Annotated in this window: 19 protein-coding genes; 12 read left to right on the top strand and 7 right to left on the bottom strand. The window is 72.6% G+C overall.

Features of this window, described 5'->3' with window-relative positions:
- Positions 1 to 10: 10 nt before the first annotated feature.
- On the bottom strand, positions 11 to 2,806 hold the full coding sequence (locus IE273_RS11925; RefSeq protein ID WP_189815108.1) for a SpoIIE family protein phosphatase: 2,796 nt from the start codon (positions 2,804 to 2,806) through the stop codon (positions 11 to 13).
- Between the two features lie 80 nt (positions 2,807 to 2,886).
- Positions 2,887 to 3,156 (bottom strand): DUF3291 domain-containing protein, encoded by a 270-nt coding sequence (locus tag IE273_RS11920; RefSeq protein WP_373309328.1) that lies wholly within the window; start codon positions 3,154 to 3,156, stop codon positions 2,887 to 2,889.
- A gap of 187 nt (positions 3,157 to 3,343) precedes the next feature.
- Between IE273_RS11920 and IE273_RS11915 the strand changes: the two genes are divergently transcribed.
- Entirely contained in the window at positions 3,344 to 4,408 is a 1,065-nt protein-coding gene (locus IE273_RS11915; RefSeq protein WP_189815107.1) for a hypothetical protein, read from the top strand.
- 226 nt (positions 4,409 to 4,634) lie between these two features.
- On the opposite strand, the gene IE273_RS43430 is transcribed toward IE273_RS11915, so the two are convergent.
- Entirely contained in the window at positions 4,635 to 4,997 is a 363-nt protein-coding gene (locus tag IE273_RS43430; protein ID WP_229887177.1) for an AsnC family transcriptional regulator, read from the bottom strand.
- Positions 4,998 to 5,134: 137 nt separating this feature from the next.
- Here IE273_RS43430 and IE273_RS11905 point away from each other — a divergent pair, with 137 nt between their 5' ends.
- Positions 5,135 to 6,601, top strand: a complete 1,467-nt coding sequence (locus IE273_RS11905; RefSeq protein WP_229887176.1) for a carboxylesterase/lipase family protein — start codon at positions 5,135 to 5,137, stop codon at positions 6,599 to 6,601.
- A 52-nt stretch (positions 6,602 to 6,653) separates the two neighbouring features.
- Here the strand turns inward: IE273_RS11905 and IE273_RS11900 are convergent, their stop codons facing one another.
- Together IE273_RS11900 and IE273_RS11895 are read right to left on the bottom strand one after the other, a co-directional pair.
- A complete protein-coding gene (locus IE273_RS11900) occupies positions 6,654 to 7,946 on the bottom strand; it encodes a cytochrome P450 (RefSeq protein WP_189815106.1) in 1,293 nt (430 codons plus the stop codon).
- A gap of 37 nt (positions 7,947 to 7,983) precedes the next feature.
- On the bottom strand, positions 7,984 to 9,339 hold the full coding sequence (locus IE273_RS11895) for a glutamine synthetase family protein (protein WP_189815105.1): 1,356 nt from the start codon (positions 9,337 to 9,339) through the stop codon (positions 7,984 to 7,986).
- 337 nt (positions 9,340 to 9,676) lie between these two features.
- On the opposite strand from IE273_RS11895, the gene IE273_RS11890 reads away from it, so the two are divergent.
- From IE273_RS11890 to IE273_RS11845, 10 genes are all read left to right on the top strand, one after another.
- Positions 9,677 to 9,865 carry a ferredoxin gene (locus IE273_RS11890; RefSeq protein ID WP_014670403.1) on the top strand — a complete coding sequence of 63 codons (189 nt, stop codon included), beginning with the start codon at positions 9,677 to 9,679 and terminating at the stop codon, positions 9,863 to 9,865.
- 3 nt (positions 9,866 to 9,868) lie between these two features.
- Entirely contained in the window at positions 9,869 to 11,077 is a 1,209-nt protein-coding gene (locus tag IE273_RS11885) for an NAD(P)/FAD-dependent oxidoreductase (RefSeq protein WP_189815104.1), read from the top strand.
- A 10-nt stretch (positions 11,078 to 11,087) separates the two neighbouring features.
- Positions 11,088 to 11,894 carry an acetoacetate decarboxylase family protein gene (locus tag IE273_RS11880; RefSeq protein ID WP_189815103.1) on the top strand — a complete coding sequence of 269 codons (807 nt, stop codon included), beginning with the start codon at positions 11,088 to 11,090 and terminating at the stop codon, positions 11,892 to 11,894.
- 35 nt (positions 11,895 to 11,929) lie between these two features.
- Positions 11,930 to 13,393, top strand: a complete 1,464-nt coding sequence (locus IE273_RS11875) for an aldehyde dehydrogenase (protein ID WP_189815102.1) — start codon at positions 11,930 to 11,932, stop codon at positions 13,391 to 13,393.
- Positions 13,386 to 14,312, top strand: a complete 927-nt coding sequence (locus tag IE273_RS11870) for a 3,4-dihydroxyphenylacetate 2,3-dioxygenase (RefSeq protein WP_189815101.1) — start codon at positions 13,386 to 13,388, stop codon at positions 14,310 to 14,312. Before IE273_RS11875 ends, IE273_RS11870 begins: the two co-directional genes overlap by 8 nt.
- 28 nt (positions 14,313 to 14,340) lie before the next feature.
- Positions 14,341 to 15,186, top strand: coding sequence for a fumarylacetoacetate hydrolase family protein (locus IE273_RS11865; protein WP_189815100.1), 846 nt, complete (start codon positions 14,341 to 14,343; stop codon positions 15,184 to 15,186).
- Between the two features lie 28 nt (positions 15,187 to 15,214).
- Positions 15,215 to 15,829, top strand: coding sequence for a TetR/AcrR family transcriptional regulator (locus IE273_RS11860; protein WP_189815099.1), 615 nt, complete (start codon positions 15,215 to 15,217; stop codon positions 15,827 to 15,829).
- Between the two features lie 188 nt (positions 15,830 to 16,017).
- Positions 16,018 to 17,478, top strand: a complete 1,461-nt coding sequence (locus IE273_RS11855; RefSeq protein WP_189815098.1) for an APC family permease — start codon at positions 16,018 to 16,020, stop codon at positions 17,476 to 17,478.
- An 86-nt stretch (positions 17,479 to 17,564) separates the two neighbouring features.
- Positions 17,565 to 19,055: an aldehyde dehydrogenase gene (locus IE273_RS11850; protein WP_189815097.1), complete on the top strand. Its 1,491-nt coding sequence runs from the start codon at positions 17,565 to 17,567 to the stop codon at positions 19,053 to 19,055.
- Positions 19,052 to 19,774, top strand: a complete 723-nt coding sequence (locus tag IE273_RS11845; protein ID WP_189815096.1) for a gamma-glutamyl-gamma-aminobutyrate hydrolase family protein — start codon at positions 19,052 to 19,054, stop codon at positions 19,772 to 19,774. The genes IE273_RS11850 and IE273_RS11845 overlap by 4 nt, the downstream gene beginning before the upstream one ends.
- 71 nt (positions 19,775 to 19,845) lie before the next feature.
- Here IE273_RS11845 and IE273_RS11840 read toward each other — a convergent pair whose 3' ends face one another.
- Together IE273_RS11840 and IE273_RS11835 are read right to left on the bottom strand one after the other, a co-directional pair.
- A complete protein-coding gene (locus IE273_RS11840) occupies positions 19,846 to 20,418 on the bottom strand; it encodes a MarR family winged helix-turn-helix transcriptional regulator (RefSeq protein WP_189815095.1) in 573 nt (190 codons plus the stop codon).
- Between the two features lie 111 nt (positions 20,419 to 20,529).
- On the bottom strand, positions 20,530 to 22,839 hold the full coding sequence (locus IE273_RS11835) for a beta-L-arabinofuranosidase domain-containing protein (RefSeq protein WP_189815094.1): 2,310 nt from the start codon (positions 22,837 to 22,839) through the stop codon (positions 20,530 to 20,532).
- Between the last annotated feature and the right edge of the window lie 3 nt (positions 22,840 to 22,842).

Here is a 22,842-nt window from a genome sequence, read left to right as displayed (position 1 = left end):
CGGCGGCGGGTCAGCCGGGGTCGTCGAACATGGCCAGCAGTGCTTGCTCGTCCGTCTCGGGCGCAGGCTGCTCCGGCTGCGGAATCTGCTCGGCCCACACCGTTTTGCCCTGCGGCATGTAGCGGGCACCCCAGCTCTTCGTGAACTGCGCCACGAGGAACAGGCCGCGTCCGCCCTCCTCGGTCGTGGCCGCGCGTCTGATCCGAGGAGAGGTGTTGCTGCCGTCGGAGACCTCGCAGATCAGTGAGTCGTCGCGCAGCAGCCGCAGGCCCACCGGCCCCGGGCCGCCGTACCGCACGGCGTTGGTGACCAGCTCGCTGACCACGAGCCCGGTGTTGAAGTCCAGCTCCGACATGCCCCAGGTGGCGAGCTGGGCACGGGTCAGCGTCCTGGCCCGGGCCACGGCCGCGGGGTCGGACGGGAATTCCCAGGACGCCATCCGGTCCTCGGGCAGCGCGTGCACACGGGCCAGCAGAAGGGCCACGTCGTCGGACGGGCCCTGGGGCAGGAGGGCGGCCGTGAGCCCGTCGCAGGTGTCCTCCAGCCCAGGACCGGCGAGGCGCAGGGAGGCCAGCAGTTGCGCGGTGCGCGCCTCGGTGTCCTCGTAGCCGCGGCTCTCCTTCAGCAGTCCGTCGGTGTACATCGTCAGCAGGCTGCCCGGGGGCAGGTCGACGGCGGCGGACTCGTACGGCTGGAGCCCGCCGAGCCCGAGGGGCGGACCGGTCGGGAGGTCGATCAGCCGGGCCTCCCCGTCCGGGGTCAGCAGGGCCGGCGGCGCATGACCGGCGGTCGCGGCCGTGCACCGGCAGGACACCGGGTCGTAGACCGCGTACAGGCAGGTCGTCCCGGTCGCCGGGTCCTGGTCGTCGGCGTCTTCTTCAGGGGTGCGGCTGACCAGGTCGTCCAGGTGGGCCAGCACCTCCTCGGGCAGCAGGTCCAGACCGGCCAGCGTCCGTACCGCCGTACGCAGCCGGCCCATGGTCGCTGCCGCCTGCAACCCGTTTCCGGGCACGTCACCGACGACCAGCGCCACGCGCATGCCGGAGAGCGGGATCGCGTCGAACCAGTCCCCGCCCACGCCTGACCTGGTGTCCGCGGGCAGATACCGGGAGGCGAGGCCGACGGTGCTCAGCCGGGGCAGGGCATGCGGCAGCAGGCTGCGTTGCAGGGTGAGGGAGGCGTGGTGCTCCCGGCGGTAGCGGCGGGCGTTGTCCATGCTGATCGCGGCGCGGGCCGCCAGCTCGCCGGCCAGCGTGAGGTCGTCCTGCTCGTACGGCCTCGTCCTGCCGCGTCGGTAGAACCCCGCCAGGCCGAGGACGGATCCCCGGGCGGACAGCGGAGCCGCCAGGTAGGAGTGCGCACCCTCGCCGAGGAATCCGACGGGGTGCACCCGGCTGGTCGGGTGCCCGGCCAGGGCGGCGGTCACCACCGAGTCCGTGACCGGCTGCCCGGTCTCCAGGCACCGGGCCTGGGGTGTTCCGGCCGGGTAGCCGGCCGGCTCGTTCACCCCGTCGACCGGGAGGTCGCGGGCGTCGTCGCCGGCCCAGGCGGCCACCCGGCGCAGCGGTACGTCGGCGCGCAGCGGTCCGGGCGGTGGCTCTTCGCCCGCCAGGACGCCTTCGACCAGGTCGACGACGACCAGGTCGGCGAAGCGCGGCACGGTGATCTCCGCCAGTTGCTCGGCGGTACGCCACAGGTCCAGGGTGGTGCCGAGCCGGACACCTGCCTCGTTCAGCAGGGCCAGCCGTCCGCGCGCCTCGGCGGCGAGCCGGCCGACGCCCGGTTCGCCCACGAGCAGCAGCCACGCGTCGGTCGTCCCGCCGGCGTGCGGCTGCGCCGCCTCGGCGGGGCGGTTCAGGAGTGGCACACGGCCATCGGCGGCGGTCGCGGTGGCCGGACGCGCCGGACCCGTACCGCCGGTGTCCTCGAAACTGACCTCGACCGCCGCCCCCTCCGCGTCACCGTGGTGCAGCTCGCGTCGGCGCAGGACGGCCACGCGACTGCCCGCGAGCGGCACCTCGGCGAACGCCTCACCGTTGGAGGAGATCAGCTCGACGGCACGCTCCAGCAGGGTCAGCCGTTCCTGCGAGGCGAGCCGGGGCGGCGGTCCGCCGCGCCGGGACAGCTCTCCCGACGCGAGGTCCAGCTCGGCATGCCCGCCGCGCTCCATGGACCGGCGGAAAGAGTGCGTGAGTTCGAGCTCGCGGGCCGTGCTCAGCTCCAGCAGGCGTTCCCCGATGCGTTCGGTGGCCTCTTGCAGGACCAGCGCCATGCCGGGGTCGGCCAGTTCCCGGGGGACGGAGAGGTTGACCGCGCCCCGCACGGTGCCGCCCACCGGGTCGCGCACCGGCGCGGCCATACAGGTGAGCTCCTTGAGGTCGTGCAGGAAGTGTTCGTGGCCCACGACCACGAACGGTGCCCTGGTGCTCAGGACCATGCTGACGCTGCTGGTTCCCATGAACCGCTCGTCGACGTTGGCGCCCGGCACCAGGGAGGCGGCGTCCATCAGTTCCAGCCCCGCCGGGTCGCCCCACCGGTCCACGATGTGCGCCCGTGAGTCGGCCAGTGCCACGGTCACCGGTACGCCCGAGAACCGTTCGTACAGGCGGGTCAGCACCGGCGCGGCGGCCCTGATCAGCCGGGAGTCGGGATCCAGGTCGCTCTCGATCGGCAGGACCGCCCGCTCGCGGTCGATGCCGAGAGAGTGCGAGCGCTGCCAGGAAGCCAGGATCTCCGGGCGCACTCCGGCGCCCAGCGGCGTCCGGTCGCCGTGATCGCTGCCCGAAGGAAGCGGGTATGACTCCACCGCTCCAGGATAATCGGGCAAATGGGGCGCTTGCTCTGGTGCGGCTGCTCGGCCGTGAGTGCTTCGGGCCGTTGCCGGCCCTAGGTCGGAGGGCTCGGCGTGGCGTCCTGGTTGATCTGAACCGCCGCCGGGTCCGAGCCCGGCGCCGGCCGGGTGTCCCGGGCGGCCTCGGCCGCGGTGTAGGGGGCGAAGGTGAACGCGCGCGGGGACGGCCCGTGGGTCCGCAGGTCCGCCGGCCGCTCCAGGGCCTCGTCGACGGTCGGGAGGTGACCGGCGGGGATCCACCAGAGCACCAGGTGCGCCTCGACGTGCCGGTGGAACCATTCACGGCGCCGCCGCAGCGCCTCCACATGGCCGAAGAGGCTCCCGAGGCGCTCGTCAGCGCACTGCTCGCCTTTCGGGGAGCGGAAACGCCGGAGCGGACGGCGGCACGGCAGCCCGTACGGAAGCGCTGTTGACAGCGCACCGATCGGCGCGCACCAATCGCCATGCTGGAACAAAATGGGACGAAAGTGACGGCTGACTCGGGGAGGCGCGGTGGCGCAGGGCAACGCAGACAACGACGACGGGGCCGTCGAGGAGCGTGACCCGTACGACGGGGAACCCCACGCCCAGGACATCACCGAGGACATCGACGAGTACACCGAGCCCGAGCCGTACGACGTCGAGCCGGAGCCCTACGACAGCACCGCCACGGCTCATGAGGCAGCGGCCGTCCCCGGCGCCGGGACAACCGTCGCGCGGGTGGCCGCCGGTACCGACCCCGACGTCTTCCTCGACGTTCCGGTGCTGAAGGTCGACGAGATCGACCTGGACGTCGAGGACCTGCGCGCGCACGTGTCGCTGCAAGCCGAGGTGCTCGACCTGGTGAAGCTGAACGTGGGCGCCGATGTCGCGCTGGGCCGGGTGCACCTGGGCATCTCGGGGGTGGAGGCGCAGGCTCAGCTCAGGGTGCGTCTCGACAACGTCGCCTCGATCATCAACCGCGTGCTGACCACGCTCGACCACAATCCGGAGATCCTGCGTGAGGTGGCGCGGGGGGTCGGGTCCGCGGTGCGGGACGTCGGTGGCGGAGCCCGTCAGGCCGTCGGAGAGCTGGGTACGGGGGCCGGAAGGGCAGTCCAGGACGTCGGCCTGGGCGCCCGTGCCGCCGTACAGGACGTCGGTCACGGCGTCGGCTCGGTGGCCCAGGACATCGGCCAGGGGGCCGGAAGCGCCGTTCAGGGCGTGGGCACCGCTGCCGGGCGCGTGGTGGATGAGGCCGGCGGTGCGGCGAGCCGGGTCGTCGGCGAGACCGGGGCGGAGGTCGGCGCCGCCACGGGGAAGCTGGCCGAAACGGCTTCAGACGTGACGGAAGCGGCTGCCGAGGCGGCGCGGGACGGCGGACGCGGCATCGCGGACGTCCCGCACGCGGCGGGCGGCACCGCGCGTCGCACCGAGCCCGCCGGACGGGGTGGGGTGCGCAAGCCCGCGGAGGGCCGGCGCCGGGCCGTCCGGGACCAGGAAGGTACCCGCGCCCGCCGAGCGCGCACCGAGGACGGCAAGCCGGCGCTCCGGCCCCGTCGCCACCGCGCCACCGAGGAGCGGGAGGAGCCGCCCTGAACGGGAGGCGCGGCAGCGGAGAGCCGGGCATGGGACATCTCGTTCCGGTCGACGGTGCACGCCGAGCGTCTCCGATTCGCGGAGGAACCCAGGACGGCCGTCCGCTTCCCCGGCACCGGGGAGCGGGAGTCGACGAGCCACAGCGACCGAACCCGCCTGCCCGACAGGATCGTGCCCGGCGAGGAGTACCGCGACGTCACCGTCGCCTACCGCCTCGCCACCCGGCTCACCGGGCCGGAAGACGGAGGGAGCGGCTCGGGCTCCGTCGGCGTGTCCTGAGGACCCGGCGCCCCAGCTGATCCCCGAGCGCGACAGTTGGCCCGACGAGTGGTGCGCGCACCCTCGCCCGGACCCCGCCCATGGCCCTGGCCACCTCCGCGTTCCAGGTCGGCATCGCCACGGGCTCCTGGCTCGGCGCTTGCGCGGGGTTGCGTACGGCCGTGGCGCGCAGCGTGCCGTCGCCGAACAGCGGTGCCGCACGGCGTACGACGGTGCGTTCCGAGATGCCGAGGACGCGGCTGACCGTGCGCCAGGAGGCACGCGGGGCCGCCGGCAGCGCGGCGGCGATCCGGCTGTCCGTTGCGTTCATCTGGTGGCGCACTCTCTCCATGGATGAGGATCCGATGTCCTTCTTCCTCGATGGGGATGGTCCATCCTGGCTCGGATTCTCGTTCCGGCCTGGAAACGTCTCAGGGCAGTCGAGACGAGAGAAAGCAGGTGGGCACGGTGACCGCTGGCATCGAGCGCACGGTCGTGGACACCGACCGGGGCAAGGTCAGGGGAATCGCGGAGGGCGAGGCGGTCTCCTTCCGGGGGATCCCCTACGCCGCCTCGCCGGTCGGCGAGCTGCGGTTCGCGCCGCCGCGGGCGCACCCGGGCTGGACGGACGTGCGGGAGGCGGCGCAGGCCGGCCCGTCCGTCCCGCAGGCGGCTTCCCGGCTGGAGCGGGTGCAGGGGCGGCGCGTGCCGGACTGGAACGAGGACGGCAGCCTGACCGTCAACGTCTTCACCCCGCGCCGGGCGGCGGCGGACGGCGCGGCCCGGCCGGTCCTGCTCTGGTGGCACGGCGGCGGCTTCACCAGCGGTTCCGGCGGCTGGGACTGGTACGACGGCGGTCGCCTCGCCGCCCTGGGCGACATCGTGGTCGTCACCGCCAACTACCGGGTGGGACCGCTGGGTTACCTCTACCTGCCGGAGATCGGCGCGGCCAACCTCGGCTCCCAGGACCAGGCCGCCGTGCTGCGCTGGGTGCGGCACAACATCGCCTCGTTCGGCGGCGACCCGCGGACGATCACCGTCGGCGGGCAGTCCGCCGGGGCGTACTCGGCCCTGTCGCTCGCGCTCGATCCCGGGACGAGCGGATCCATCACCCGGGTGCTGCTGGAGAGCGGTCCCTTCGGCCTGAGCCCGCAGGATCCCCACCAGGCCGCCGAGAACGCCGACGCCTACCTGCGCCTGCTGGGCGTCCCGGCCGGCGCCGACCCCGCGAAGACCCTGCGCGCGCTGCCGGCCGAGCGGTTGCTGGACGCCTACGGCCGGCTCTCCGCGCAGCTCGCGGCTCCGGGCAACGCCGCCCCGCCGATGTATCCGGTGCTCGGCGCCCCCGGTATGCCCCGTACCCGGCAGCAGGCCCTCGCCGACGGCGCCTTGGAGGGCAAGCCGCTGCTGATCGGCACCACCCGCGACGAGGCGACGGCGTTCCTCGCCTTCGATCCCCGCATCCAGAACCTCGCCGCCGCCACCGCGCTGGACGTACTCACCGCCCAGGTCGGCCGGGAGGCCGCCCAGGACGCCTACCAGCGGCACGCCACCCGGCAGCCGCAGGCGACACCGGCGCAGATCTTCACCGCGGCGCGGACCGACGGGCTCTTCCGCGACGGCTCACTGGAGATCGCCGACCACCACGCGGCCGACGGCAACACCACCTACGTCTACCAGTTCGACTACGCCCCCACCGACGACGCGTACGGCCTGGGCGCCACCCACTGCGCCGAACTGCCCTTCCTCTTCGACACCTTCGACGCCTACCCCGACAGCCCCGTACTCGCCGGTGCCGGCGATGCCCAGCGCGCGCTGGGCCGCGCGTTCGCGAGCGCTCTCGCCCAGTTCGTCGCCGCCGGAACGGCCGGTGACTGGCTCCCCTACGTCCCCGCGACCGCCGCCCGCATCCGCCACTTCGGCGGAGAGCGGTGAACGGCGGTCGCGGAAGACCTCGATGGTGTCGCGGGCCGGGCCGCCGTGGCCGTCAGGCCGGAGTGACCTCGACCGGCAGCTTCTTGATGCCGTTGACGAAGTTGGAGCGGACCCGCGGGACGTCCCCGGCCAGCTTGATGTCCGCCAGGCGGGGAATCAGCTCCTCGAACATGATGCGGATCTCCGTGCGCGCCAGCAGGTTGCCCAGGCACAGGTGGGGGCTGCCCTTGCCGAACGTGATGTGGTCGTTGTTCTGCCGGGTCACGTCGAAGTCGTAGGGGTTGCCGAAGACCTCCTCGTCGCGGTTGCCGGAGGCGAACCACATGACGACCTTGTCACCCTCCTTGATGTGCTTGCCGCCCAGTTCCACATCGCGGGTGGCGGTGCGGCGGAAGTGGTAGACGGGGGAGGCCCAGCGCAGGAACTCCTCCACCGCCGTCGGGATGAGGGAGGGGTCCTCCTGGAGGCGGGCGAGCTGTTCGGGGTGCTGGATGAGGGCCAGCATGGAGTGGGTGATGGTGTGGCGGGTGGTCTCGTTGCCGGCGACGACCAGGAGCAGGAAGTAGTTGTCGAAGTCCTGCGGGGACAGGGGGACGCCGTCGCGCGGGGTCTCGTTGACCAGCTTGGAGATCAGGTCGGTGCCGGTGCCGCCGCGTCGCTGCCGGGCCAGCTCGCGGCCGTAGGCGAAGACCTCCAGGGAGGCGGGGGAGCGGAAGGGCAGGTCGCGGTACTTCTCGCTCTCCTCGCTGTGCAGCAGGACGTCCGCGTAGTCGGGGTCGGTGTTGCCGATGATGCGGTTGCCCCAGTCGATGAGCTGCTGGTTGTCCTCCGGTGGCACGTCCAGGAGCCGGGCGAGGACGTTGATGGGGAAGTCGGCGGAGACCTCCTTGACGAAGTCGAAGGTGCCCTTGGCGAGGGCCGCGTCCAGGGTGGTCGCGGTCAGACCGCGCAGGAAGTCGGCGTAGCTGTTGATGACGCTGGCGCCGAACTGCCGCTGGAGCAGGCTGCGCAGGGCACGGTGGCGGACCCCGTCCAGCTCCAGGATGGAGGCGCGCTTCTTGATCTGGTCGTCGTCGACCTCTTCGAGGTTGACGAACCTCGTCGAGGTGAAGGTCTCCGCGTCGCGGTCGACGCGGGCGATGTCGGCGTGCCGCGTGAGGGACCAGAAGCCGGAGTTGGGCGCCTCCTCGGGCTGCCAGTGGACGGGGGCCTCGTGGCGCAGGGTGTGGAACATGCGCCACGGGGTGACGCCGTCGGTGAAGTGGTCGAGGTTCGCGAGGTCGACGTCGGCCAGCGGCAGCGGCTCGCGTACGGCGTCGGTCACGGACCGGGCGGTGGTGGTCATGGGGTGTGTGCTCCTCGGTGTCCTGGGCGGGCCGGCGTCACAGGTGGTAGGCGTACTCGGTGAACTCCCAGTCGGTGACGTGCCGTTGGAAGCGCGCGACCTCGTCGCGCTTGTACGCGAGGTAGGAAGTGGTGAAGTCCTTGCCGAGCACCTCGGCCAGCGCCGTGTCCGCCTCCAGGGCGTCGAGGGCCGCGGGCAGGCCCATGGGCAGCACGGCGGACTTCGCGGTGTCGTAGCCGTAGCCCTCCAGCGGTGCGGGGGGCTCCTCGCCGGCCAGCACACCGAGCAGCGCCGCCGCGAGGGTTCCCGCGATCAGCAGGTAGGGGTTGGCGCTGGCGTCGCCGAGGCGCAGTTCGAGACGGGAGCCCGAGCCGCGCTCCGGCGGGATGCGGATCATGGCGCTGCGGTTGTCCAGGCCCCAGTCGATCAGCCAGGGCGCGAGGGTGTCGGGGCCGAAGCGCTTGTAGGAGTTGATCGTCGGGTTGGCCAGCGCGGCCAGAGCGGGGGCGTGGCCGAGGATGCCGGCCACGGCGTGACGGGCGGTTGCGGAGAGGCCGTAGGGGGCGGAGGGGTCGTCGAAGACGTTGTCGTCCCGGTCGTCCACGCAGGACAGGTGGAGGTGGAAGCCTGATCCGCCGACGCCGTTGAAGGGCTTGGCCATGAAGGTGGCGAGGCGGCCCTCCCTGCGGGCCAGTTCCTTGATCGCCGCCTTGAAGCGGAAGGCGCGGTCGGCGGCGGCCATGGCGTCGCAGTGGGTCAGGTTGATCTCGAACTGCGAGCCGTCGAACTCGTGGTTGCCACTGGTGACGCCGAGGTCCATGGCGCGCAGCAGGCGCAGGGTGCGCAGCAGGTGGTTGTCCCCGTCGGCGCGCAGGCCCGCCGTGTAGACGACGCCCGCCGCCTGGTCGTAGCGGTGCCAGCCGGCGGGGGTGCCGGGGGCGGCGTCGCAGAGGAAGTACTCCAGTTCCGGGCCGATCACCGGGTGCAGCCCGTGCTCGTGACAGCGGTCGACGACGGCGCGCAGCAGGTCGCGGGGGGACTCCGGGGCGGCCACCCCGGTGGCCGGGTCGGTGACGTCGCCCAGGCAGGTGGCCACTCCGGGCTCCCACGGCAGGGCGGTGAGGGTGCCGAGGTCGGGGCGCACGCAGATGTCGGGCAGACCGGCGTCCAGGCCCCCCGAGACCGGGACCACGTCACCCTGCGGGCTGGTGTGGTAGACGGCGCGGCAGAAGGCGAGCCCGTGGTCGCAGGCCGCGGGCAGATGGTCGAGCAGGACGTCCCGGGCGCGTTCGGTGCCGATGAGGTCGGGATAGGTCACCCGGACCACGTCGATGCCCTCGGCGGCCAGCCGCTCCATGTGGTGGCGGACGGGTGAGGTGTCGGATGCGCTCACCGGTGTCTCCTCAAGGGGAAGGGGGCGCCTCCCAGAGCTCGGAGCGCTGGGGGAGGGGAGGGGGCGGCGGCCCCGGACTGCGGAGAGGGGCAGTGGCCGCCACTTTGTTTGAGGCCAAACGGTAGGGAGGGGTGTCACCTTCCCGCAAGGGTCCTGTCGCAGAAATTTATCCATGCGGATAGCTATTGACCAGGGCCCCGGCCCGTTCCTATGTTGTTTGAAGCCAAACGAGTTGGGGGTGCGGGCGATCCGCACCCCTGTGGCCGGGGCCCGGCCCGCACGGTCCGGGCCCCTCTTCCCTCTCCCCGACGCCCCCTCAGCACCAGGAGGACCGGCCATGAAGGTCGTCGTCGACATGAACAAGTGCCAGGACCACGGCCAGTGCGTCTTCGCGGCACCCGACGTCTTCCGCTTCGACGACGCCGGACATCTGGCCTACGTCCCCGACCCCGACGACGCGCTCCGGGACGAGGTCGAGGAGGCCGCCGACGTCTGCCCGCTCCAGGCCATCCGGATCGAGGACTGAGCCATGAGCGCGACCGTCGTCGTGGCCGGCGCGTCCATGGCCGGCCTGCGCGCGGCCGAGCAGCTGCGCGCCGCCGGCTGGGACGGGCCGATCACCCTCATCGGGGACGAACCCCACATGCCCTACAACCGGCCGCCGCTGTCCAAGGAGGTCCTGGCCGGCAAGGCCCCGTTCGAGTCGCTCGCCTTCCGGCCCCGGGCCAGCGTCGCGGACGTGCGCTGGCGGCTGGGCACCAAGGTCGTCGCGGCCGACCTGGACCGACGTGTCGTCACACTCGACGACGGCGAGGCCCTCGCCTACCGGGGACTCGTCGTGGCCACGGGCATGCGCCCGAGGCGGCTGCGCTGCCCCGGCCCCGTCACCGGACGGCACACGGTCCGCACGCTGGCCGACGCCCAGGGACTGCGCGAGGCGCTGACCCGGCCGGGAGCGCGCGTGGTGATCGTCGGCGCGGGATTCATCGGCTGCGAGGTCGCCGCGACCGCCGTGGCCCTGGGTGCCGCCGAGGTCACCGTGGTGGACCCGCTGCCGCTGCCCATGGTCGGCCCCCTGGGCGACCAGCTCGCCAAGGCGCTGCTCGGTCGGCACGAACAGCGGGGCGTCCGCTTCGCCCTCGGCACCGGGGTCACCGGGTTCGAGGGCGACGACCGGGTCACCGGAGTCGTCCTGGCCGACGGCACGGTCCTCGCCGCGGACGTCGTGGTCGAGTGCGTCGGCTCCCTCGCCAACACCGAGTGGCTCGACGGCAACGGCCTCGACCTGACGGACGGCGTGCTCACCGACGGGCACCTGCGGGCCGGCGGACGCCCCGACGTGGTCGCCGTCGGCGACGTCGCCCGCTTCCCCAACGCCCGCTACGACGGCGTACCGCGCCGCGTCGAGCACTGGTCGATCCCCACGGACACCGCCAAGCACGCCGCCCGTGTCCTCGCCGCCCACCTCGGCGGCGGCGACGCCGGACTCGCGCGGTTCGCGCCGCTGCCGACCTTCTGGAGCGACCAGCACGACTTCCGCCTCCAGTCCTTCGGCGCCCCCGCCCTCGGCAAGGAGGACGTACGCGTCCTCGACGGCGACCCGGACGGGGACGTCGTGGCCGGCTACCACACCGCGGGCCGCCTGGTCGGTGTCGTCGCCCTCGGCGGTCCGGCCGCCGCCGCAGCCGCCGCCCGCTACCGCGCCGAACTGCTCGCGCAGCCCGCCCTCACCGCGTAAGGAACCCCAAGTGACCAGCGTTCGTGGATACTTCTTCCCCAAGACGGCGACGGGTGCCTCGTCGCTGATCCCCTCCCCGCCCTGGCGCTACTCCGGCGACCTGCTCACCGTCGAGTACCGCACGGATCCCGCCCGGGTGCGTGAACTGCTCCCCGAGCCGCTCGAACTCGCCGACGACGACCCGGGCGCGGTCGCGCTGGTCTGGGCCGACTGGCAGTCCTGCGCCGCCTCCGGAGAGGAACTGCTGGACCCGGTGCGCTCCCAGTACAAGGAGGCCTTCGCGGTCGTCCGGTGCATGTACCGGGGGCAGACCTACAGCCGCTGCGTCTACATCTGGGTGGACAAGGACTTCGCCATCGCCCGCGGACTGCACCAGGGGTACCCGAAGAAGCTCGGCTCCATCCACCAGACCCGCCCGCATCCCTACGGGCCGGCCCCCCGCATCGAGGCCGGGGCCCGCTTCGGCGCCACCCTGGCCGCCGCCGACCGGCGCCTCGCCCAGGCCGTCGTCACGCTGCGCGAACCGTCGGAGACCAACGGCTTCGTCAACGGCCACCCGATGGCCCACCACCGCTGGCTGCCCTCCATCGAGAAGGGCAAGGGCCTCGCCCTGGACGAGCTGGTCGCGTCCGGCGCCGCTTCCTTCGAGGGCGGGCAGCCCTGGATCGGCGACGCCGACCTGGACCTGTTCGACTCGCCCACCGAGGAACTGGCACGGCTGGAGGTCCGCGAGCCGATCGCCGCGTACTACCGGCAGGTGGGCGTGGTCTGGGACGGCGGCCTACTGCTGGAGTCGAACACCTCCGGCGCCGAGTGATCCCGCACCGCACCCACCCCCAGGAGCCCAGCACCATGAGCGCACACCTCACCACCGTCGCCGGGGTCGCCGTCGACACCCGGCACTGGATCGGCGGTGAACGCGTCGCCTCCACCGGCACGTTCACCGATGTCTCGCCCATCGACGGCAGCACCCTGGGCGAGATCGCCCGCGGCACCGCGACTGAGGCCGCGGCGGCCGTCTCCGCCGCCAAGGCGGCCTTCCCCGGCTGGGCCGCCACCCCGCGCGCCGAGCGCGCCCGCATCCTGCACGCCATCGCCGACGGGGTCGAGAAGCGCCTCGAAGACCTGGCCATCGTCGAGACGTGCGACAACGGCGCCCTCCTGCGCTCCCACCGGCGCGGGGTGATGCCCCGGGTCGCCCACAATTTCCGCTTCTTCGCCGACTGGCTGCTGCGACTGGACCACGAGGACTTCCAGACGCGCGGGCACACCAACCACGTCAGCTGGGACCCCGCCGGCCCGTGCGTCCTGATCACCCCGTGGAACGCCCCGCTGATGCTGGCGACATGGAAGGTCGCCCCGGCGCTCGCGGCCGGCGACACCGTCGTCCTCAAGCCCGCCGAGTGGTCCCCCCTGACGGCCTCCCTCCTCGCGGACATCGCGGCCGAGGCCGGACTCCCGGCCGGCGTCCTCAACGTCGTCCAGGGCTACGGCTCCGAGATCGGTGACGCGCTCACCTCGCACCCGGACGTACGGCGCATCAGCTTCACCGGCTCGGTCCCGACCGCCCAGCGCATCGCCGCCTCGGCCGCCGCCAACCTGACGCCCCTCAGCCTCGAACTCGGCGGCAAGTCCCCGCTGCTGGTCTTCGCCGACGCCGATCTCGACCTCGCCGTCGACCTCGCGGTGGAGCAGTACGACAACGCCGGCCAGGTCTGCCTCGCCGCCACCCGCATCCTGGTCGAGGACGCCGTCGCCGAGGAGTTCACCGCCCGCTTCGCCGAGAAGGCGGCCCGGCTCAAGCAGGGCGACCCGCGCGACGAGGCCACCGACATCGGCCCCAACATCCACCCCCGCCAGGTCGAGAAGATCGACGGCTTCGTGCGGCGCGCCCTCGCGGCGGGCGCCCGCGCGGTCGTCGGCGGCCACCGCGGGGACGGGCTGTACTACGCGCCGACCCTGCTCACGGACGTGGCGCAGGACGCGGAGATCGTCCAGGAGGAGGTCTTCGGCCCCGTCCTGACGTTGCAGACGTTCACCACCGAGGAGGAGGCGGTCCGGCTCGCCAACGACACCCGGTTCGGCCTCGCCGCCACCGTGGCCACCGGCGACCGCGAGCGCGCCGAGCGCGTCACCGCGCACCTGGTCGCGGGCACCGTCTGGGTCAACTGCTTCTTCGTCCGCGACCTCCAGGCCCCCTTCGGCGGCTCCCGCCAGTCCGGCGTCGGCCGTGAGGGCGGCACCTGGAGCTTCGACTTCTACTGCGACGTGAAGAACACCGTCACCGCGCCGAAGGGATTCAAGGACCATGGGTGAGATCGTCGGGGCGGGACTGCTCGCCCACGTCCCCACCATCGTGCTCCCGAGGGAGACCCGGCTGGAGCTGAACGAGGGCAAGGAGATCACCCTCGTCACCGGCCTGGAGCAGCTCCGCGAGGACGTCTTCGAGCGCGACGACTACGACACCGTCGTCGTCCTCGACTCGCACTGGGCCACCACCGTCGAGTTCGTCGTCACCGCGCAGGGCCGCCGCGCCGGGCTGTTCACCTCCGAGGAACTGCCGCGGGGCATGTGCCGGATGCCGTACGACTTCCCCGGCGATCCCGAACTGGCCCGCAACATCGCCTCGTTCGCCGACAGGCACGGCACGTGGATCACCGCGATCGACGACGAGTACCTGCCGGTCTACTACGCCACGATCAACCTGTGGAAGTTCCTCGGCGAGGGCCTGCCGGACAAGCGGTGGGTGACCATCGGCGTCTGCCAGACCGGCGACATGGAGGACCACCTGCGCCTGGGCCGCGCCCTGGCCGACGGCATCGCCGCGACGCCGGGCCGCCGGGTGCTGCTGATCGCCTCCGGCGCGCTCTCCCACACCTTCTGGCCACTGCGCGAGCTGCGCGACCACGAGTCCAGCGACCCGGCGCACATCTTCACACCCGAGGCACGCGAGGCCGACTCCGAGCGCATCGCCTGGTTCAAGGAGGGCCGCCACGACAAGGTCCTCGACACCATGGACGAGTTCTGGAAGTACCGGCCCGAGGCCAGGTTCTTCCACTACCTGATGATGGCCGGCGCCCTCGGCGAGCAGGGGTGCACCGCCCGGGCCCGCCAGTACGGCGAGTACGAGAACTCGATCGGCACCGGCCAGGTCCACCTCTGGTTCGACCGCCCGGCCGACGGCTGGACCGGCACCGGCCTGCCCGCCCCGCGCACCCCGCACAGCCGCATCTAGCCGACGCACGTCATCCAGGAGCACCGACATGCCCGAATACCGCCGCATCCTCCTCGACGGCGCCGCCGTGGAAACCGTCCGGGACGGTGACGAACTGGTCGCCGGGGACGGCCGCCGCGTCAAGGCCGACGAGGCGCGGCACCTCCCCCCGGTCGTCCCCTCCAAGGTGATCGCCGTCCACCTCAACCACCGCAGCCGCGTGGAGGAGTTCCGGATCGGCCTGCCCGGCACCCCGACCTACTTCCACAAGCCGACCTCGGCCCTCAACTCCCACCAGGGCGCCATCGTCCGGCCCGAGGGCTGCAAGTGGCTCAACTACGAGGGCGAGGTCGCCATCGTCATCGGCAGGACGGCGCGCAACATCGCCCCGGCCGAGGCGGGGCGGTACATCGCCGGATACACCGTCGCCAACGACTACGGCCTGCACGACTTCCGTGACACCGACGCCGGCTCCATGCTCCGGGTCAAGGGCTCCGACACCCTCTGCCCGCTCGGCCCCGGCCTGGTCACCGACTGGGACTTCCGCGGCAAGCGGCTGCGCACCTACGTCAACGGCGAGGTCGTCCAGGACGGCTCCACCGACGAGATGACCTGGGACATGCACTACCTCGTCGCCGACATCGCCCGCACCATCACCCTGTACCCCGGCGACGTCCTGCTGTCCGGCACCCCCGCCAACTCCCGGCCGGTGGAGCCCGGCGACGTCGTGGAGGTGGAGGTCGAGGGCCTCGGCCGGCTCACCAACCACATCGTCACCGGCCCCACCGCGATCCGCACCGACGTGGGGGCCCAGCCCACCGAATCCGAGGAGGTGCTGTCCACCGCGCTCGGCGGCGACTGGGAGTTCCGTGGCATCAGGCCGCCCAGGCGTTGACCGGACCGCCGCCGGTAGGGTCGGCGTCATGACCGACTCCGTCGAGCCCGCCGGCGAGCGCCGTCCCCGCAAGCGCGTCAACCACTACGGGACGGGCCGGGCCGCCCTGCTGGACGCCGCCGTCCGCGTGGTGGCCCGCGGCGGGCTGCGCAAGCTCACCTACCGGGCGGTCGCGGAGGAGGCCGGGGTCACCCACGGCCTGGTCGTGCACCACTTCGGCTCGCGAGACGCGCTCATCGAGGAGGCCGTCACCCACGCCGTGCGTACCTCGCTGGCCAGCAGCACGCTCGACATCGGCACCGGTGACCCGGACGACTTCGCCGGCGGGCTCACGGGCATGGTGGACAGCGGTCCGGAGCTCCAGGCGTTCCAGTACGAGCTGCTCCTCGAAGCCCGGCGCAGGCCGGAGCTGCTGCCGCACCTGCGCAGCCTGTACGAGGAGTACTTCGAGGCCACCCGGCGAGAGCTGTCCCGCATGCTCCCCTCCCCGGTGAGCCGCGGCACGTCCCGGCTCGTCTTCGCGGCCCTGGAGGGCCTGGTCCTGCACCAGCTCGTCTTCGGCGAGCGCGAGGTCACCGAAGAGGCGCTCGACGAGCTCAGGACCCTGCTGCGCGGACTGGCCGAGGGGCCGGCCGGGAGCTGACCGGCTTCTCGTCGGATCGTTCGCGCAGCCGGAGGGCGGTGGGGCCGCCCCGTGTCACGCCGAGGTGAGAATGCGCTCTCCCGGGGATTCCCTGCGCCCAACCCCTTGTCAAACGGATAGTTCCGCCCCACGATGAGGCAACTCGTTTGGCCTGAAACGATCCTTCCCTTCTCTGGCAGGTGATCCGAGTGGACAGTCAGACGGCCTCCGCCGAGCGGACCGTACGGGACGCCCCCACTAAAGCCACGCTCAAACCCAACGCCCTGGGTGTCCTGGGCATCCTCTTCTTCGTCCTGTCCGGTCAGGCCCCGCTCACCGGAATCGCCGGCGCGGCCCCGATCTCCGTCGCCCTCGGCAACGGATCGGGGACCCCGGCGGCCTACCTGCTGGCCGGAGCCGTCATCCTGCTCTTCTCCGTCGGCTTCGTCGCCATGGGCCGGCACGTCGTGGACGCCGGCGCCTTCTACACGTACATCGGCACCGGCCTGGGCCGGACCGCCGGGGCGGGCAGCGCGAGCGTCGCCCTCTTCGCGTACTGCGTCATCCAGGCGGCGATGTACGGCCTGTACGGCTCGATCGTCAGCGGGCTCGTGGCCGACCACACCCCACTCCACGTGCCCTGGTGGGTGTGCACGCTGGTCACCATGGCCGTGGTCCAGGCCCTGGGCTCCGCGGGGATCGAGATGGGGGCCCGGGTCCTGGCCGTCTTCGTGCTCGCCGAGTTCAGCATCCTGCTGGTCTTCGGCCTGGTCACCCTGTTCAAGGGGGGCGGCCCCGAGGGACTGGGCGTGGCCGACAGCTTCTCCCCGGCGGCGGCCCTCCAGGGCGCCCCCGGCGTCGCCGTGATGTTCGCCGTGGCGTCGATGTTCGGCTTCGAGGCCACCGCGATCTACGGCGAGGAGGCCAAGGAGCCGAAGAAGACGGTGCCGCGGGCCACCTATCTGTCGGTGATCGTGGTGACCGTGTTCTTCGCCCTCACCTCCTGGATGCTGATCTCCGCCTACGGCGCGTCCAAGGCGCCGGCTGCCGCGGGCACGGCACTGGCGAGCGGCGACTCCGCGGGGTTCGTCTTCGCGCCCATAGCGGGACAGTTCGGCGGCTGGATCAACGACGTCCTGCCGGTCCTCCTGGCCACCTCCCTGTTCGCCGGCATCCTGACCTTCCACAACTCCGCCAACCGCTACCTGTTCTCCCTCGGCCGCGACCGCCAGCTGCCCGTCTCCCTCTGCCGGCTCAACAGCCGCCTCGCCCCGTGGACCGCGGGCTGTGTGCAGACCGTGATCGCCGTCCTCCTCGTCCTGCCGTTCGCGCTGGCCGGCAAGGATCCGGTGCTCACCCTGTTCTCCTGGTTCAGCGGACTCGCCGTCCTCGCCATGATGCTGCTCTACCTGCTGACCTCGGTGTCCGTGGTGGTGTTCTTCCGCCGCCGACGGGTCGACGGCCGGATGTGGAACACACTGATCGCGCCCGTCCTCGGCGCGCTCGGCCTCGCGGGCGCGATCTGGCTCATCCTGGCCAACTTCACCACCCTCATCGGCGGCGAGGCGAGCACGGCGTTCTGGCTCGTGCTGTCCGTGCCCGTCGTGCTGGCGCTCGGAGTGGCCAACGAACGCCTCAGGCGCCGGCGCACCACCCCCGACGCCCGCTGACACCGTGTGGCCGCCCGTCCGGCACGCGCCCGCGGCGGGCGGCCATCCGCCCTTCCCACCGCTGACCACCCGGTCTGGAGGACCGCATGACCGTTGCCACCCACGACGAGTGGCTCCGCCGGGCGAAGACGCTCGACCTGCCCCGCACCCATCTCATCGACGGCACCGAGGAAGCCGGGGGCGGCAGCACGTTCACCGTGATCTCGCCGCGTGACGGACAGCCGCTGGCGGAAGTCGCCGACGGCGGCGCCGCCGAGGTCGACGCCGCCGTGGCCGCCGCCCGCCGCGCCTTCGACCACGGCCCCTGGCCGCGGCTCGCCCCCGCCGACCGCGGCCGGATCCTGCTGCGCGTCGCCGATCTCCTCGAAGCACACCGGTCCGAGCTGGCGCTCACCGTCAGCCTGGAGATGGGCAAGCCCATCACCGACGCCCACGACATCGAACTGCGGGCCGTGATCAACACCTTCCGCTGGTACGGCCAGCTCGCCGACAAGCTCGCCGACGAGTCACCGCACACCGCTCCCGACGCCCTCGCCCTGGTCACCCGGGAGCCGGCCGGTGTCGTCGGCGCGGTCGTGCCCTGGAACTTCCCCCTCACGCTCGCGGGCTGGAAGATCGCCCCCGCCCTGGCCGCCGGCTGCACGGTCGTCCTCAAGCCCTCGGAGAACTCGCCCCTGTCGGCGCTGCTGCTCGGCCGGCTCGCCCTGGAGGCCGGTCTGCCCCCCGGCGTGCTCAACGTCGTGGCCGGCGACGGCCCGGTCGCCGGCCGCGCCCTCGGCCTCCACCCCGACGTCGACGTCCTGGCCTTCACCGGTTCCACCGCCGTCGGCCGCCACTTCCTGCGCTACTCCGCCGACTCCAACCTCAAGCGCGTCTGGCTGGAGCTGGGTGGCAAGTCCCCCAACATCGTCCTGCCCGACGCCCCCGACCTCGACAAGGCCGCGGCCACCGCCGCCTGGGGCATCTTCTTCAACCAGGGAGAGATGTGCACCGCGCCCTCCCGGCTGCTGGTCCACTCCTCCATCGCCGAGGACGTCACCGAAGCCGTCGTACGACGCGCCCGTGAGCTGCGTGTCGGCGACCCCCTCGACCCGGACACCGAGATGGGTGCCCTGGTCGGCGAGCGGCACCTCGCCCGCGTGCTCGACCACATCGACGCCGCGCGGCGTGACGGCGCCCGCCTGCGCACCGGCGGCACCCGGATCCGCACCGAGACCGGCGGTGTCCACCTCGAACCGACCGTCTTCGACCAGGTCGCACCGGGCAGCCGGCTGGCGCGCGAGGAGGTCTTCGGGCCCGTGCTCTCCGTCCTCGCCTTCGACGACATCGACCAGGCCGTCAGCCTGGCCAACGCCACCGAGTACGGCCTCGCCGCCGGCCTGTGGACCTCCGACCTGTCCACCGCCCACCGGGTCTCCCGCGCCCTCAAGGCCGGCACCGTCTGGGTCAACTGCTACGAGGAGGGCGACCTCACCGTGCCCTTCGGCGGCATGAAGCAGTCCGGCAACGGACGGGACAAGTCCGCCCACGCCCTGGAGAAGTACACCGAACTGAAGACCACCTGGATCCAGCTGTGACCCACCGCCCGCTGATCGCCGTACCCGCCCGCTTCTCCGCCACCACCTCGGCACTGCGCTACGCCGCCGAGGTCAACGCGCGCGCCCTGATCGAGGCCGTGTGGCGGGCCGGCGGCGAGCCCGTCACCCTGCACCCGCACGCCCCCGGCGGCACGGCCGACCCCGCCGAGGTCGCCGCCCGCCTCGCCCGCTTCGACGGCCTGCTGCTCCCGGGCGGGGGTGACATCGCCCCCCACCGCTACGGAGCGGCCGACGCGCACGAGGCCGTCTACGACGTCGACGACGAGCAGGACGCCTTCGACCTGGAACTCGCCCGCCAGGCGCTCGCGCACGGCACGCCGCTCCTGGCCGTCTGCCGCGGCCTGCAAGTGGTCAACACGGCCCTGGGCGGAACACTCCACCAGGACATGGGCGGCCCCGGGCGAGAACACCGGCACGTGCGCCACCCCGTCTCCGTCGCCCCCGGCTCGGCCCTGGCCCAGGCCACCGGCGTCGACAAGGCGGAGGCGTCCTGCTACCACCACCAGCACGTGGACCGGCTGGGGGAGGGGCTGACGGTCACCGCCCGTGCCGCCGACGGGACCGTCGAGGCCGTCGAACTCGCAGGCGGAGGCCCGCTGTTGGCCGTGCAGTGGCATCCCGAGGACACCGCGCACGAGGACCCGGTGCAGCAGCGTCTCTTCGAAGCGCTGGTGCGCGCCGCACGCGCGCCGGTCTGACGACGGGCGGGAGGGGGCGAGGGGCCGCGTGCCCGGACGCGGTGCCGGGCCGGCACCCCGCCGGCCCCGGATCAGCCCTTGGGGCGCCGTCCGCTGCGGCGCGGCGACGGGCACTCACCGTTCAGGAGCGACCTGCGGCGGTCCTCGCCCTCCTCCTCGATCTGGAGGACGACACGCCGCAGCCCGTCGGCGAGACCGCGGCACTCCGCGTCGCTCAGCCGGGCGGTGACGAAGGCCTCCTCCTCGTTGAACGCCGGGAACACCCGGCGCATGAAGTCCTCGCCCTCCTCCGTGAGGGCCAGCAGGACGAGCCGCCCGTCGGTGGGGTGACCGGCGCGCCGCAGCAGCCCACGCGACTCCAGCGTGCGGGAGACACCGGTCAGCGTGCCCTTGGAGATCCCCGCCTCCTCGGCCACGTGCCGGGTCTCGGACTCGCCCCACACCCACACCACCCACAGCACCACGAAGGCGGTCCAGGTCAGGTCCGAGCCGCGCAGCACGGAGTTCTCCAGGTGCTGGCGCACGGCGGACGCGGCCCGGTGGATGTTGGCCACCGCGGCCATCTGCTCGCGGCGCAGGGGAATGTCGCCGAGCTTCTCCGCGGCGAGCTTCTCCGCCTCGCTGATGGACCGCTGGCTGGGCACCGTGGCTCCCTCACGTCGTCCCTGGATCGCGTGCCCCACGGGCCGGCGATCGTTCGGTACCAAATTGTACGGGGAGAGATCCACACGTGGGTCACCCCGGACGCCTGGCGGTCACCGCACGACGCGCCACCGGTTGTCGGCCGTGCCGTCGTCGGGTGCCTGGACCGCGAAGGCGCCGACGGCGCCGGACCCGTTCTCGACGGCGAGCAGTTTCCCGCTGTGCACATTGCGGATCACGAAGGTGCCGTCGCCCTGGTCGAGCAGGGTCCACCGGTGGTCGGCGGTGCCGTTGTCCGACCATTGCAGGACGGTGGCACCGTCGGCCGTGGACATGTTCAGCACGCCGAGCACCTTGCCGCTGTGGACGTTGCGGAAGCGGAAGGCGTCGCCGTCGGGGACCATCTCCCAGTCGTGGTCGGCCGTTCCGCTGTCGCTCCAGAGCAGGGCGCGGCCACCGTCGGCGGTGGACATGTCCTGGATGCCCAGTACCAGACCACTGGCCGCGTTGGCGAGGCGGACGGAGCGCGGGCCGCCGGTGTTCCAGTAGACGGTGTAGTTGTGGCCCTGCGCGTCGTGGAAGGGGCCGAGGCCGACGGTGCTGCCGTTGGCCGTGGCGGTGAAGGCGAGCGCGGTGGAGCTGGTCCGTCTGATCGAGGAGGTGTCGAGGGCGGGCAGGGAACCGAGGGCGGTGTCGCCGTAGTCGCCGGCCAGGACGACCGGGCCGTAGGTGACCGCGGAGACGTTCGGGTTGTCGTTGGCCGGCCGCAGCGCGGTGCGCATGGGCAGGCGTACGGTGACGGTGTCGCCGGCGGCCCAGGACCGGTCCAGGGTCGCGTAACTCCCGGTGGCCGCGGTGATGTTCTGCACGACGCCGTTGACGCTGACGCTCGCCCCGGTCGTCCAGCCGGGGATGCGGACGCGCATCGCCCAGGTGCCCCCCACGTCACCGGTGACGCGCAGCGTCGTGGTGTCGCTCGCCGGGTACGAGGTGGTCTGGGTGACGGTGATGCCGCGCTGGGTCCACGTGAGCACCGACGGCACGAACATGTTGACGGTGAGCGTGGTGCCGGAGTGGAAGTAGACGGAGTCCATGAGCCGGGTGTGGATCTCCACGCCCGTGCCCTGGCAGCACCAGAAGGTGGTGTAGTCGGTGCTCCAGGTGCCACCGCCCCACGCCGGGCCGACACCGCGCCGGCCTCCGGGCCTGAGCGGGGTGAAGTAGGTGATGTGCCCGTGGGGGTCGGCCGGGTTCTGGTTGCCGATGATGTGGTTGAGCCAGGCCTGCTCGTAGTAGTCGAACAGCGCGACCCGGTCCGGCGTCAGCGTGAACAGCTCCCTGGTGAGGGTGAGCATGTTGACCGTGTTGCAGCTCTCGCAGGTGTCGTCGGCCAGGTAGGCGGCGATGGCGTTCGGGGCGCGGAAGTGCTCGGCCTGGCTGTTGCCGCCGATGGCGTAGGTGTGCGAGCCGACGCAGTGGTTCCAGGCGTTGGTGGCGATGTCGCGGTACCGGGTGACGCCGGTCGCCTTGTACGCGCGGACCGCTCCGATCCACTTCGGCACCTGGGTGTTGGCGTGCAGCCCGGCCAGCGCGTCCTGGTTCGCCGCCAGCGGGTCGAACACCGCGGCGTGGTCGAAACGCTGGGCCACGGTGAGCCACCGGGCGTCGCCGGTCTGCAGGTAGAGGTCGGCCAGGACCGCGTTCATGCCGCCGAACTCGGTGCCCAGCACGGCCTGCATCTGCGCGGTGGTCAGCCGGCCGGTGCGCGCGTCGACCCAGCCCGCGAGGGCCAGCAGCACATCGCGGGCCTGGGTGCTGCCGAGGTGCCGCCACACGTCCAGCAGGCCGGACATGGTCTTGTGGACGGTGTAGTACGGTACGTTGCCGTTGCGCAGGGTGCCGGCCTCCAGCGCCGTGAAGTCGGACTCGGGGTAGCCGGAGAGGTAGCCCGCACCGAAGCCCGCGGCCCTGTTGTTGGCCTGGCACTTGGCCAGTTCCGCCACCATGTACAGGGCCTTGTCCCGGGCCACCGTGTCACCCGTCACCGCGTACAACTGCGCCCAGGCGGTGAGGAAGTGGCCCTGGACGTGGGTGCGGAACGGGAAGGTGGGGGCGTCCCAGCCGCCCGTCGCGCTCGCGCCGCCCGTGGACAGGCGGTGGTTGGCGCGGAAGTTGTACAGCAGCCGGTCGACGTCGACGAACCGGAGGTAGGCGGCGGCGCGGTCCTGGTTGTCCAGCCACCGGCTCGCGGTCAGCCTGACCTGGCCGAAGTCGAAGGGCAGCGCCTGGATCCCGATATCGGTGCGGACCGGCGGGAGCGTCGCCGCCCTCGACGTGGTGCTGCCGAGCAGGGGGCCGGCGGTGGTGCCGGCGAGCGCGGTGCCGGCGAGCTGGATGAGCCGCCTTCTGCTGAACTCGGGCATTCT

Origin of the sequence: Streptomyces olivaceoviridis (assembly GCF_014650115.1) — a bacterium.
Lineage (GTDB): Bacteria > Actinomycetota > Actinomycetes > Streptomycetales > Streptomycetaceae > Streptomyces > Streptomyces olivaceoviridis.
This window is presented reverse-complemented; position numbering and strand designations above follow the sequence as displayed.

What these genes read in the sequence shown, in the direction of transcription:
- IE273_RS43430 (WP_229887177.1), bottom strand. Translation starts at nt 4,997, where the DNA reads ATGAACGCAACGGACAGCCGGATCGCCGCCGCGCTGCCGGCGGCCCCG.
- IE273_RS11900 (WP_189815106.1), bottom strand. Translation starts at nt 7,946, where the DNA reads ATGACCACCACCGCCCGGTCCGTGACCGACGCCGTACGCGAGCCGCTG.
- IE273_RS11890 (WP_014670403.1), top strand. Translation starts at nt 9,677, where the DNA reads ATGAAGGTCGTCGTCGACATGAACAAGTGCCAGGACCACGGCCAGTGC.
- IE273_RS11885 (WP_189815104.1), top strand. Translation starts at nt 9,869, where the DNA reads ATGAGCGCGACCGTCGTCGTGGCCGGCGCGTCCATGGCCGGCCTGCGC.
- IE273_RS11875 (WP_189815102.1), top strand. Translation starts at nt 11,930, where the DNA reads ATGAGCGCACACCTCACCACCGTCGCCGGGGTCGCCGTCGACACCCGG.
- IE273_RS11870 (WP_189815101.1), top strand. Translation starts at nt 13,386, where the DNA reads ATGGGTGAGATCGTCGGGGCGGGACTGCTCGCCCACGTCCCCACCATC.
- IE273_RS11865 (WP_189815100.1), top strand. Translation starts at nt 14,341, where the DNA reads ATGCCCGAATACCGCCGCATCCTCCTCGACGGCGCCGCCGTGGAAACC.
- IE273_RS11860 (WP_189815099.1), top strand. Translation starts at nt 15,215, where the DNA reads ATGACCGACTCCGTCGAGCCCGCCGGCGAGCGCCGTCCCCGCAAGCGC.
- IE273_RS11850 (WP_189815097.1), top strand. Translation starts at nt 17,565, where the DNA reads ATGACCGTTGCCACCCACGACGAGTGGCTCCGCCGGGCGAAGACGCTC.
- IE273_RS11835 (WP_189815094.1), bottom strand. Translation starts at nt 22,839, where the DNA reads ATGCCCGAGTTCAGCAGAAGGCGGCTCATCCAGCTCGCCGGCACCGCG.